Below are 11678 nucleotides of genomic sequence, written 5' to 3' on the forward strand. Positions count from 1 at the left end.
CGACACGGCGGACGCCAGATGGATCACCGCATCCACCGGCTCGGCGAACAATTGGCCCAGCCGCTCGGTGAGATCACCCCGGACCACCTCCACCAGCGGGTCGGTGGCGAGCGGCGACGCGTCCGGTACGAACCGGTCGGCCAGCACCAGCCGGTCCACGGGTGCACCGGCGAACGTCCGGTTCTCCAGCAGCCGTTCGGCCACCTGGCGGCCCAGGAAGCCGAAGCCACCGGTGATGACGATCCTCATGCGTGTGCTCCTCGGTAGTCGCGCAGCCAGCCGAGCCCCTCGCTCGTCCCGGCACGGGGGCGGTACTCGCAGCCGATCCACCCCTCGAAGGACAACTCGTCGATCACGTCGAAGAGATGGCCGATGTTCAGTTCGCCCGCGTCGGGCTCCCGCCGGTCGGGCACGCCCGCGATCTGGAGATGCCCGACCCGGCCGGTCGGCAGGTCCCGGCGCAGGACCGTGGTGAGGTCGCCCTCGGTGATCTGGCAGTGGTAGAGGTCCAGTTGGACCTTGACGCGGTCGGAGCCCAACTCCCGTACCACAGCGTGCGCCTCGGCCTGCCGGTCCAGGAAGTAGCCGGGCATGTCACGGTGGTTGATCGGCTCGATCAGCAGGTCCACCCCCATCGCTCCGGCCCGCTCGGCGGCCCAGGCGAGGTTGCCGAGGTAGGTGTCGCGCGCCGCGCCGGACGGCACCAGCCCGGCCATCACATGCACACGCGGACAGTCCAGCGCCGCGGCGTATTCCAGCGCCCGCTCGATCCCGGCCCGCGTCTCCGCCTCCCTGCCGGGCAGCGCGGCCGTACCGCGCTCACCCCTATCCCAGTTGCCGGGGGGTGCGTTGAACAGCACCTGCCGCAGGCCGTGTTCGTCCAGCAGGCGGCGCAGCTCGGCCGGGTCGTACGCGTACGGGAAGAGGTACTCGACGGCCTCGAAGCCGTCCCCGGCGGCCGCGGCGAAGCGGGCCGGGAAGGGGTGCTCGGTGTACATCATGGACAGGTTCGCTGCGAACCTCGGCATGGTCACTCCCATGACGCCGGTGGGGCGCCGGTCAGCGGTTGACGACGTCCTTCTTGGTGGTGAGTACGGCGGCGGCGCCCACGACGAGGCTGAACGCCAGCACGTACATCGGTATGGACGCCGAACCGGTGCTGTCCTTCAGCGCGCCGATCATGTACGGGCTGACGAAACCGGCCAGATTGCCGACCGAGTTGATCAGGGCGAGCCCGGCCGCGGCCGCCGTACCGCCCAGGAAGGCGGTGGGCAGCGACCAGAACAGCGGGGCGCAGGTCAGCACGCCGGCCGCCGCGAAGGACAGCGCGATCAGGGACAGCGCGGTGGAGCCCGACCAGGAGGCGGCCAGGGTGAAGCCGGCCGCGCCCATGAGGCTCGGGACCACTAGGTGCCAGCGGCGCTCCCGGCGCCGGTCGGCCGAGCGGCCGAACAGGTTCATCGCGGCCAGCGCGGCCAGGAACGGCACCGAACTGAGCACGCCGATGGCCAGGTTGCCCTTGATACCGGTCGACTCCACGAAGGTGGGCATCCAGAACGTCAGCGCGTACTGGCCCATCACGAAGCAGAAGTAGATCAGGCTCATCAGCCACACCTTGGGGTCGCGGAAGCCGTCCCAGACCTTGCCGTGCACGGTCCGGTGCGCCGCGTCCTCGCTGAGCGCCCGCTCCACGACGTCCTTCTCCTCGTCGCTGAGCCACTTCGCGTCCCGCACCCCGTTGTCCAGGTAGAACAGCGTGGCCACACCGACCGCGAGGGCCGGCAGCGCCTCCAGCGCGAACATCCACTGCCATCCCTGCCAGCCGCCCGTGCCGTGGAAGGTGTCCAGAATCCAGCCGGAGAGCGGGTTGCCGAAGATGCCCGCCACCGGGATCGCCGACATGAACATCGCGATGACGCGGGCCCGGCGGTGGGACGGGAACCAGTAGGTGCAGTACAGGATGACACCGGGGTAGAACCCGGCCTCGGCCGCGCCGAGGAGGAAGCGGAGCACGTAGAACGTCGCCTCGTTGGTGACGAAGACGAACGCCGCCGAGACGACGCCCCAACTGATCATGATCCGGGCTATCCAGGCGCGGGCGCCGACCCGCTGCAGCAGCAGGTTCGACGGGACCTCGAAGAGGAAGTACCCGATGAAGAACAGCCCGGCGCCCAGGCCGTACGAAGCCTCGCTGAACCCCAGGTCGGCGGACATCTGGAGCTTGGCGAAGCCGACGTTGACGCGGTCCAGGTAGGAGACGACGTAAGCGAGGACGAGGAAGGGGACGATGCGCCGGACGACCTTGCGGAAGACGGCGTTCTCGCGGGTGAGGCCGACTTCGGCGGCGACCGTGGGGAGGGGCATGGCGAATCCTTTGAGCGGCTCAGGGGGATTCTCGGGACGAGGGACAGTGGTTCACCAGCGGGCGCCGAACACGGCGCGCAGTTCGTCGAGTTCGGATTCCGCGAGCGGAGCGGGCCTGCGCTCGGTGAGCAGCCACAGGCGTGCCGTCTCCTCGAGTTCTTCGAGGACGGCGAGTGCGGAGGCCGCGTCGGGCCCCCAGACGACCGGGCCCAGCCGGTCGAGCAGCACGGCCCGGATCGGCGTACCGCGCGCGGCGCGTTCGGCGATGCGGGCGGTCACCAGGTCGGCCACGCGCGGGTCGCCGGGCCGGTGGTAGGGGACGAGCGGGACGTGCCCGACCTTCATCACGTAGTACGGGGTGATCGGCGGGAGCACGTCGTCCGCGCGCCACACCCCGGCCAGGGTCAGCCCGACCAGGTGCGTGGAGTGGGTGTGGACGATGAAGCGGGCGGTGGGATCGGCGGCGTGGATACGGCGGTGCAGGGTGAGGGTCTTGCTGGCGCGGTCGCCCGCGAGCTGCTCGCCGCCGGCGTCGACGAGGGCCAGCCGGCGGGGGTCGAGGAAGCCCAGGGCCGCGTCGGTCGGGGTGATCAGGTGGGAGTCACCGACCCGGGCGCTGATGTTGCCCGCGCTGGCGTGGACATAGCCCCGCGCGAACAGGCTCGTGCCCACCCGGACGATCTCGCGCCGGGCCTCCTCCACCGGGTCGGTCATGCCGGCTCCAGCAGGGCGAACGCGGCGGAGAAGAAGTCGGGGCCGCCGAAGTTGCCCGACTTCAGGGCGAGATGGAGTGCCGACCCGTCCGGCGGAGTCGCCGCGCACCACGGCACACCGGGGTCGATCTGCGGGCCGATGCGGAGCCCGGTGATGCCGAGCGCCTGCACGACCGCCCCCGAGGTCTCGCCCCCGGCGACGACGAGTTGCCGCACCCCGCGCGCCACGAGCCCCCGCGCCACTTCGGCCAGGGTCCGCTCCACCAGCTCACCGGCCTCGGCGGCACCGAGCCTGCTCTGCACCCCGCGCACCGCTTCGGGGGCCTCGGTGGAGTAGATCAGCACCGGTCCGTCGGCGAGGTGGGCCTCGGCGAAGGCCAGCGCCGACCCGGCCACGTCCTCACCCGCCGCGATACGGAGGGGGTCCACGCTGAAGGCGGGACGCCCGGTGTCGAGGAAGGCGCGGACCTGGCCGTTGGTGGCCGTGGAGACCGAGCCGGAGACGATGGCCCGGTGGCCGGAGGCGGGCGGCAACAGGGTTGCCTCCGTCGAGGGCCGAAGACCCCAGTTGGCCGGCAGTCCGATGGCCAGCCCCGAACCGGCCGTCACCAGCGGCAGATCCCGCACGGCGTCGCCCAGCCGCACCAGATCGTCGTTGGAGACCGCGTCCACGACGGCGAACGCGACTCCCTGGGAACGGAGTTCAGCGATGCGGGCCCGCACGGCATCCGCACCGCCCGCGACGACCGTGTGGTCGATGAGCCCGACGGGCCGCCTGGTCTGCGCGCCCAGCACCTGGACCAGGTTGGAGTCGGTCATCGGCGTCAGCGGATGGTCCCGCATGCCGCTCTCGCTCAACAGCACGTCACCGAGGAAGAGATGACCCTTGAAGACGGTGCGACCGTTGTCCGGGAACGCCGGGGTGGCCACCGTGAAGTCCGTGTCCAGGGCGTCCATCAGGGCCTCGGCTACCGGCCCGATGTTCCCGGCCGGGGTGGAGTCGAAGGTCGAGCAGTACTTGAAGTAGATCTGCTCGGCCCCCGCGCCCCGCAGCCACGCCAGCGCGCGCAACGAGGCGTCCACCGCCTCCGCGACGGGCACGGTACGGGACTTGAGCGCGATCACCACCGCGTCCGCGTCCCCGGCGAGGCCCTGCCCGCCGTCCGCGGGGACGTCGATGAGCTGGACCACGCGCATCCCCGCGCGCACCAGGTTGTTCGCCAGGTCCGTGGCGCCGGTGAAGTCGTCGGCGATGGCGCCGAGCCGGATTCCCATGTCAGCCATCCTCCGGCTTCGGCAGGTCGATCCCGGGAAAGATCTTGATCACCGCGCTGTCGTCCTCGCCGCCCAGGCCGGAGGCCGCCGCCTGGAGGAACATCTGGTGGGCGGTGGCGGCCAGCGGCAGCGGGAAGCGCTCCGGGCGGGCGGAGTCGAGCACGACCCCGAGGTCCTTGACGAAGATGTCGACGGCCGACAGGGGCGTGTAGTCACCGGCCAGCACATGCGCCATGCGGTTCTCGAACATCCAGGAGTTGCCCGCGCTGTGGGTGATCACCTCGTACAGCGTCCCGGCCGGAACGCCGGCCTTGATGCCCAGTGCCATCGCCTCGGCGGCAGCGGCGATGTGGACACCCGCGAGCAACTGGTTGACCACCTTGACCCTGGAGCCGAGCCCGGCCTCGTCACCCAGCCGGTGCACGGTCGCGCTCATCGCCTCCAGCACCGGCCCGGCGAGCGCGTAGGCCTCCGGGGCGCCGGAGGTCATCATGGTCAGCTCACCGGCCGCCGCGCGCACCGCACCGCCGGAGACGGGGGCGTCCAGGTAGAGGAGACCCGACCCGGCCAGGCGAGAGGCGAGTTCGGCCGACCAGGCGGGGTCAACCGTGGAGCACATCACGAACACGGCCCCCGGTCGCAGCCGTTCGGCGGCACCCTCCGCCCCGAACAACACCTGCTCGGTCTGCGCGGAGTTGACGACCACGCCGACCAGGACATCGACGGTGGCGGCGAGTTCACCGGGGGAGGGGAACGCGGTGCCGCCCTCGCGCGCGAAGTCGGCGGCCACTTCGGGCCGCAGGTCGTGGACCCCGACGTCGTACCCCGCCGTCCGCAGGCTGCGGGCCATCCCGAGGCCCATGGCGCCGAGCCCCACCACGCCCACACGGGGCTTCTTGTCCTTCACGCGCAACATCCTTGTCTCGCAGTGGCCGCCTGTGCGCCTTCAGTGCCGTCGGCGAACAGGTCATATGATGACCTGACGACAGCGATCCGCGCACTGTGATGCCGGTCACATGTGGGGTGGTTCACCGGCGCGGGATGATGGGGCGAGTGCCGGGCATGAGGGTCCTCGGGGGTCCACCGGCCGCCCCGATCCGATCCGCCCAACGGCACCACTGGAGAATTCGCTGTGACCCTCGACGGCATACCGGTAGCTCTCGCCCCCGGCGGCGCCCTGGACGCCGACGCCCGCAAGCAGCGCCTGCGCCGCCGCCTGGAGCGGCTGATCGGCGTCGCCGCCACCGAGGGGAACGAGCTGATCCCGCTGCGCAACGGCAGCGCCATCTTCCCCGCCATGCTCAAGGCCATCGGCTCGGCCAGGCACACGATAGACATGATGACCTTCGTGTACTGGCGCGGCCAGATCGCCCACGACTTCGCCGCCGCCCTCGCCGACCGGGCGCGGGCGGGCGTGCGGGTACGGCTGCTGCTCGACGGGTTCGGCGCCAAGCGGATAGAGAGGGGGCTGCTGGACCTCATGGACGAGGCCGGCGTCGAGGTCGCCTGGTTCCGCAAGCCCGTCTGGCTCTCGCCCTTCAAGCAGAACCACCGCTGTCACCGCAAGGCCCTGATCGTGGACGAGCACACCGCCTTCACCGGCGGCGTCGGCATCGCGGAGGAGTGGTGCGGCGACGCCCGCAACCCCGGCGAGTGGCGCGACACCCACGTCCAGGTGCGCGGGCCGGCGGTCGACGGGATCGCCGCCGCCTTCGCCCAGAACTGGGCCGAATGCCACGACGAACTCTTCGACGACCGCGACCGCTTCACCGGGCACGAGCAGATCGGCGGCTCGATCGTCCAGGTCGTGCGCGGCTCGGCCAGTATCGGCTGGCAGGACATGCAGACTCTGATCCGGGTCATGCTCACCTCGGCGGAGGAACGGTTCCGCCTGGCCACGGCCTACTTCGCCCCCGACGACTACTTCATCGACCTGCTGTGCGACACCGCCCGCAGGGGCGTCAAGGTGGAGATCCTGCTGCCCGGTCCGTACACCGACCAGCGGGCCTGCCAGCTCGCCGGACAGCACCACTACACCAAGCTGCTGCGCGCGGGCGTCGACATCCGCCAGTACCAGCCGACGATGATGCACGCCAAGATCATCACCGTGGACTCGGTGGCGGCCCTGATCGGCTCCACCAACTTCAACCGCCGCTCCATGGACCACGACGAGGAAGTCATGCTCGCCGTGCTGGACGAGGAGTTCACCGCGTCCCTCGACCGTGACTACGACGCCGACCTCGAGCACAGCGTCGCCATCGACCTCGCCAGATGGCGGCGAAGAGCCGCTTTCCAGCGGCTGAAGGAAACCGCGGTCACGCCCGTGAGACGCTTTCTGTGACGAAAGGCAGGCGGCGGTAGCCGAGTGGAAGGCAGCTGAGGGTGTTCTCGGTGGATGTGAGGCAGCACGCGCTGGGCGTGCTGTTCGTGCTGTGCGGTGAACTGGACTTCGACAGCGTGGTGCAACTGCACGAGGCTGCCGACGCCGAACTGAACGGATCGACGGGGACGCTGCCGGTCGTGGTCGACTGCACCGCCCTGACCTTCTGCGACTCCTCCGGGATCAGCGCGCTGCTACGGCTCTACCAGCAGCTCACCGCCGAGCAGCGGAGCCTGCGCCTGGCGGCCGTACCCGCCTCGGTGTCACGTCTGTTCAGCCTGACAGGTTTGGACCAGCTCTTCTCCGTGCACAAGGACGCTGCTGAGGCGCTTGCCGCAGGCTCGGGCGGACGTGGCGTCGTCTCGCCGGTCCAACAGAACGAGGAGCGGAGCGCATGACGCGCGTATCAGGGCTGGACCAGCCCGAGGCCGGCCGGGCGCGAGGCGGGCTGGACGACGATCTGCGCGCGCTCTTCGGGCAGTCGACGGCCGTCTTCGCCTCACTCGCCGGACCGGCCCACATGCTGGAGTCCGCGAATCCGGCGTTCTTCGCCGCCATCGGCGGCGCCGAGCGCGCCCGCACCGGCCTGCCACTCGCGGAACTGATGCCGGAACTCGTCGAACAGGGCTTCATCGGCCTGCTGGACCGGGTCTACCGCACCGGCCAGTCCGTCACGGGCCGCGACCGCCGGATCGTGCTCGGCTCCGGCGCCGACGCCCGCGAGACCTTCTTCGACTTCACCTACGAGCCCCGGTTCGACGTCGGCGGCAACGTCACCGGCGTACGGGTGATCGGGGTCGAGACCACGCAGGTCAGACAGGCCCAGCGGCTCACGGCCGAGCAGGTGGCCCTGCTGGAGCAGATCGCCCGCCAGGCCCCGCTGGCCGACGTGCTGCACGGCATGGCGCGGGTCATCGAGGACCTGGCGCCCGAGGAGGTGCTGGTGTCGGTGCTGCTCGCCGACGCCGACGGCCGCCACCTGCGCCACGGCGCCGCCCCCAGCCTGCCCGACTTCTACAACCAGGCCATCGACGGCATCGCCGCCGGTGAGGGCGTGGGCTCCTGCGGTACGGCCGCCCACCGCCGCCAGAGCGTGATCGTCTCCGACATCGCCACGCACGAGTACTGGGACGACTTCCGGGAGCTGGCCGAGAAGGCCGGGCTCGCCGCCTGCTGGTCCACCCCGGTGCTGGGCCGCGACGGATCGCTGCTCGGCACCTTCGCCATGTACCACCGCACGCCCCGCTCGCCCCAGGACTACGACCTCGCGCTCGCCCGGATCTTCGCGGGCACCGCGGCCCTGGCCATCGAACGCCACCAGGCCGAGCAGGCCCGGCAGGCCGCCGAGGCCCGCGAGAAGGCCGCCCGTGCCGACCTCGGCTTCCTGCTGGACGCCAGCACCTCCCTGGCCTACGACCTGGACGCCGACCAGACCCTCCAGCGCCTCGCCGAGGCGTGCGTCCCCACCCTGGCCCCGCTGTGCGCGGTCGACATCGTGGAGTCCGGCCGCGTACGCCGTATCGCCACAGCCGCGCCGGACGCCGAGCGCGGTGCGCTGCTGGCCTCCCACATCCCGGTCTACGACGCCGCCGACGACGCCGTGGCGCGGGTGCTGGCCACCGGGGTCAGCGAGGTGGCCCGCCGCACGCCCACCGGGCCGGGCCCCTGGCACGACCTGGGCGTCACCGGCTACCTGTGCGTCCCGCTGCTCGACCGGGGCAACACCTTCGGCACCATGACCCTGCTCACCGTCGGCGACCACCCCTTCGACGGGCACACCGTCGCGCTGGCCGAGGAACTCGCCCGCCGGGCCGCCTCCGCCGCCCGCAACGCCCGCCAGTACACCCACCGGGTCACCCTCGCCCGCGACCTCCAGGCCGGACTGCTGCTGCCCGGCGTCCCGGACGTGCCGGGCGCCGACGTGGCCACGTACTACCACCCCGCCGGCGAGGGACTCGACATCGGCGGTGACTTCTACGACGTCTTCCCGCTGCGGGACGGCCGGTGGGCGTTCATGCTCGGCGACGTGTGCGGCCGCGGTGCCACCGCCGCGACCACCACCGCCCTGGTACGGCACACCGCCCGCGCCGTCGCCCCGCTGCTGCCCGGCCCCCAGGCCGTGGTCGAGGCCGTCAACCGTGCCCTGTGCGACCGTCCCGGCAGTCACGGCACCGGCTTCGTCACGCTCGTCTACGGGCAGTTCACCCCGACCCCGACGGGCCTGGACATCGAGCTGATCCGGGCCGGGCACACCGCGCCCCTCGTCATCGACGCGGGGCACACCGTGCGCGCCGTGGACGCCTCGGGGCTCCTCCTGGGTGTCACGCCCGACCCGCACGTCAGCCCCCGCCGGCTGCAACTGCGCCCGAACGAGAGTCTGTTGCTCTACACCGACGGCCTCACCGAGGCCCGCGCCCCCGACGGCGAGCAGTTCGGCGACGTACGCGTGGCCCAGGCCCTCGCCGGCTCGCCCCGCCCGCCCGCCGCCGGCCGCCTGATCGACTCCCTGACCGAGGCCGTACGCGTCTTCACCGGCGGCCACGACATCGACGACGACCAGGCGGTGCTCGTCCTCACCGCCACCGGCGAGTAGTCGGGACAGGCCGGCGATCCAGTCGTCCACGCCGGTGGCTGGGGAAGACCTTCTGGGTCGGCCCGGGACCAAGTCGAGCCCGGTCGGCCCGCTTCCCGAGGGTGCCTTCATCGACGCTCACGGGTTCGTCCGGGTACGGGTTCGGCCCGGGTGGCGCCGAGGCCCCGCAGGGAGCGGTCGGCGACGGTCACCGCGAGGAAGAGGGCGCTGACGGCGAGCATCAGCCAGGAGAGGTGGTGCAGTCCGCCGGTGTCGGCACGCTGCCCGAAGAGGGCGCCGCTCGCGGCGGAGGCGACGATCGCGCCGAGGTAGCCGAAGGTGCGCAGCAGCCCGGCGGAGGAGCCCATGCGCTCGGGATCGGCCTGGTGGAAGACGGAGTTCTGCAGGGCCAGGCTGTTCAGGCCCTGCGGCACACCGAGCACGAACACGACGGCCAGCAGCGTCCACACCGGGCTCGCGTCGGTCAGCGTCAGCAGCAACGCGCAGGCGGCGAGCTGCCCGGCCGCGCCCACCAGGAGCTTGGCCCGGATCGCCGGCCGGCGCCCGGTGACCGTCGAGACGATCAACGCGGTGGCGAACAGCGGGAGTTGGACCAGCCCCGCCTGTGAGGCCGACAGTCCCCGGCCCTCCTCGAGCCACTGGGTGTACCCGTAGAGGAAGGCGTAGCTGACGATGTACGCGAGCAGTGCGCGGGCGTAGGTGGCAAGCAGGGGGAGGTTGCCGCTCAGGACGCGCAGGTCGATGAAGGGCTGCGGGGTCCGCAGCTCCCGCCGGGCGAAGGCCGCCGCCGTGACCACGGTCAGCACCGGCAGGTACCAGTGGGCGGTGCCGGGCTCCATGAGGAAGAGGAGCAGGCAGACCAGGGCCGCCGCGAAGAGGCCCATGCCGGGCAGGTCCAGTGCGGCGAGGGCGTGTTGGTCCTCGCGGCGGGGCGCCGGTGGGGTGACGGGGAGGCGGCGGGCGCCGAGGTACAGGCCGGCCAGGGCGAGCGGGATGTTGAGGGCGAGGGTGGCGCGCCACCCGCCGACACCGATCAGCAGTCCGCCGAGGCTGGGGCCGATCACGGCGACGGTCTGGGTGGTGACGGCGAGCGCGGTGAGGACGCCCGTCGGGCTCTCCTGGCCGGTGCGCCGGGCCTCGCTGCGGATCAGGTACATGGCGGCCGGATAGCCGGAACAGGTGCCGAAGCCGAGCAGTACGCGGGCGGCGATGAGTACGCCGAGGTTCGGGGCGAGCATCCCCACGACACCCGCGACACCGGTGAGCGCGGTGCCCGCGAGGAACAGACGGCGCGGCCCGAACAGGTCGATCAGCCGTCCCACCACCGGCTGGCCGATGGACGTGGCCAGATACAGGGCGGAGACCAGCCAGGCGGTCTGCGCCGGCGGCGCCCCGAAGGCGGCGCCGATCGGCACCAGGGAGACCGACAGGACGGAGGAGTTGACCGGGTTGAGTACGGAGCCCAGCATCATCGGGGCGAGCAGGCGCCGGTCGAAGCCGTCGCTCTTCGTCGCCCGGCCGGGCAGCGGCGGGCGCAGGGTCACGAGCGGACGACCCGGTCCAGTATGGCCGCCGCCTCCAGCAGGATCCGGCGCTCGGACTCCGTGCACTCGTTCTCCAGAGCCCGGGTCAGCCAGCCCTCCCCGGCCCGCCTGCGGTCCTCCAGGAAGGCGTGCCCGCTGTCGGTGACGGACACCAGCTGGCGCCGCCCGTCGGAGGGGTCCGGCCGCCGGGACACCAGCGCGCGCTCCTCCAGTACGGACACGGTCGCGGCCACCGACTGGTGCCGCACCCGCTCGGCGGCGGCCAGGTCACTGACCGACGCCTCCCCGTCCTTGTCCAGCCGGCTCAGCACGGATGTCTGCGACGGCGTCAGGTCTCCGGGGTCGTAGCTCTCCCGCATCCGCCGGCGGAGCCGGCTGAACACCACACGGAACTCGTGCGCGGCGCGTACGGCGGATTCGGACACACCGGTGGTGTCAGCGATCTCGGTCATATGTACAGGCTAGCTTGCGCAGTCCAGACTGTGCAATGTGCCGTTTCTCGAATTGACGGGCCGCCCGGAGGTGTTCCGGGCGGCTCCTCGGGGGTTGTCGTCAGAGCGTCGCGCGGCGGCGCAGCTCCTTCTTGTCCGGCTTGCCGACGTCCGTCAGGGGCAGCTCGGACGGGAAGGTGATCCTGGCCGGCTCGTACATCGCGCCGCGCTCCGCCCGTACCAGCGCGCGGAGGCCGTCGGCGGTCGTGGTGGCGCCGGGGGTGAGGAGGACGGCGGCGTGGCGCGCTCCATGCGGTCCTCGTCGCGGACGCCGAAGACCGCGCACGCACCCATGCCCCGTCACCTGATTCGCCCCCC

11 protein-coding genes and 1 pseudogene are annotated in these 11678 nt (G+C 71.9%); 3 read left to right on the forward strand and 9 right to left on the reverse strand.

The features are described from left to right. The 6 genes from GT030_RS25180 to ltnD all read right to left on the reverse strand — a co-directional run. Window positions 1-249, reverse strand: a 249-nt coding sequence (locus GT030_RS25180; RefSeq protein WP_161203065.1) for an NAD-dependent epimerase/dehydratase family protein, incomplete at its 3' end; no start/stop codon positions are given. Continuing rightward, entirely contained in the window at window positions 246-1028 is a 783-nt protein-coding gene (otnI, locus tag GT030_RS25185) for a 2-oxo-tetronate isomerase (RefSeq protein ID WP_161203066.1), read from the reverse strand. The genes GT030_RS25180 and otnI, both read right to left, overlap by 4 nt. A gap of 31 nt (window positions 1029-1059) precedes the next feature. Next, entirely contained in the window at window positions 1060-2364 is a 1305-nt protein-coding gene (locus GT030_RS25190) for an MFS transporter (protein ID WP_161203067.1), read from the reverse strand. Between the two features lie 51 nt (window positions 2365-2415). Continuing rightward, complete coding sequence (locus GT030_RS25195) at window positions 2416-3078, reverse strand: aldolase (RefSeq protein ID WP_161203068.1); 663 nt, start codon at window positions 3076-3078, stop codon at window positions 2416-2418. Continuing rightward, window positions 3075-4352: a 3-oxo-tetronate kinase gene (gene otnK / locus GT030_RS25200; RefSeq protein ID WP_161203069.1), complete on the reverse strand. Its 1278-nt coding sequence runs from the start codon at window positions 4350-4352 to the stop codon at window positions 3075-3077. Before otnK ends, GT030_RS25195 begins: the two co-directional genes overlap by 4 nt. A 1-nt stretch (window position 4353) precedes the next feature. Then, window positions 4354-5268, reverse strand: a complete 915-nt coding sequence (ltnD, locus tag GT030_RS25205; protein WP_202460538.1) for an L-threonate dehydrogenase — start codon at window positions 5266-5268, stop codon at window positions 4354-4356. Window positions 5269-5484: 216 nt separating this feature from the next. On the opposite strand from ltnD, the gene GT030_RS25210 reads away from it, so the two are divergent. From GT030_RS25210 to GT030_RS25220, 3 genes are read left to right on the forward strand one after another with little or no spacing between them, the layout of a single operon-like run. Next, complete coding sequence (locus GT030_RS25210; protein ID WP_161203071.1) at window positions 5485-6693, forward strand: phospholipase D-like domain-containing protein; 1209 nt, start codon at window positions 5485-5487, stop codon at window positions 6691-6693. Window positions 6694-6743: 50 nt separating this feature from the next. After that, window positions 6744-7130, forward strand: a complete 387-nt coding sequence (locus tag GT030_RS25215; protein WP_346009740.1) for an STAS domain-containing protein — start codon at window positions 6744-6746, stop codon at window positions 7128-7130. Continuing rightward, entirely contained in the window at window positions 7127-9325 is a 2199-nt protein-coding gene (locus GT030_RS25220; protein ID WP_161203072.1) for a SpoIIE family protein phosphatase, read from the forward strand. Before GT030_RS25215 ends, GT030_RS25220 begins: the two co-directional genes overlap by 4 nt. A gap of 107 nt (window positions 9326-9432) precedes the next feature. Here the strand turns inward: GT030_RS25220 and GT030_RS25225 are convergent, their stop codons facing one another. The 3 genes and pseudogenes from GT030_RS25225 to GT030_RS25235 form a co-directional block, all read right to left on the reverse strand. Next, a complete protein-coding gene (locus GT030_RS25225) occupies window positions 9433-10869 on the reverse strand; it encodes an MFS transporter (protein WP_346009741.1) in 1437 nt (478 codons plus the stop codon). Continuing rightward, a complete protein-coding gene (locus tag GT030_RS25230) occupies window positions 10866-11321 on the reverse strand; it encodes a MarR family transcriptional regulator (RefSeq protein WP_161203073.1) in 456 nt (151 codons plus the stop codon). Before GT030_RS25230 ends, GT030_RS25225 begins: the two co-directional genes overlap by 4 nt. 100 nt (window positions 11322-11421) lie before the next feature. Further along, window positions 11422-11642: pseudogene (locus GT030_RS25235) on the reverse strand (fatty acid--CoA ligase); the annotation flags it as partial. Window positions 11643-11678 lie beyond the last annotated feature (36 nt).

This window comes from Streptomyces sp. SID1328 (assembly GCF_009865595.1).
In the GTDB taxonomy this organism is placed as follows: Bacteria; Actinomycetota; Actinomycetes; order Streptomycetales; family Streptomycetaceae; genus Streptomyces; species Streptomyces griseoluteus.

Coding starts and splice junctions, on each gene's coding strand:
- otnI (WP_161203066.1), bottom strand. CDS start 1,028: ATGCCGAGGTTCGCAGCGAACCTGTCCATGATGTACACCGAGCACCCC.
- GT030_RS25190 (WP_161203067.1), bottom strand. CDS start 2,364: ATGCCCCTCCCCACGGTCGCCGCCGAAGTCGGCCTCACCCGCGAGAAC.
- GT030_RS25195 (WP_161203068.1), bottom strand. CDS start 3,078: ATGACCGACCCGGTGGAGGAGGCCCGGCGCGAGATCGTCCGGGTGGGC.
- otnK (WP_161203069.1), bottom strand. CDS start 4,352: ATGGGAATCCGGCTCGGCGCCATCGCCGACGACTTCACCGGCGCCACG.
- ltnD (WP_202460538.1), bottom strand. CDS start 5,268: ATGTTGCGCGTGAAGGACAAGAAGCCCCGTGTGGGCGTGGTGGGGCTC.
- GT030_RS25220 (WP_161203072.1), top strand. CDS start 7,127: ATGACGCGCGTATCAGGGCTGGACCAGCCCGAGGCCGGCCGGGCGCGA.
- GT030_RS25230 (WP_161203073.1), bottom strand. CDS start 11,321: ATGACCGAGATCGCTGACACCACCGGTGTGTCCGAATCCGCCGTACGC.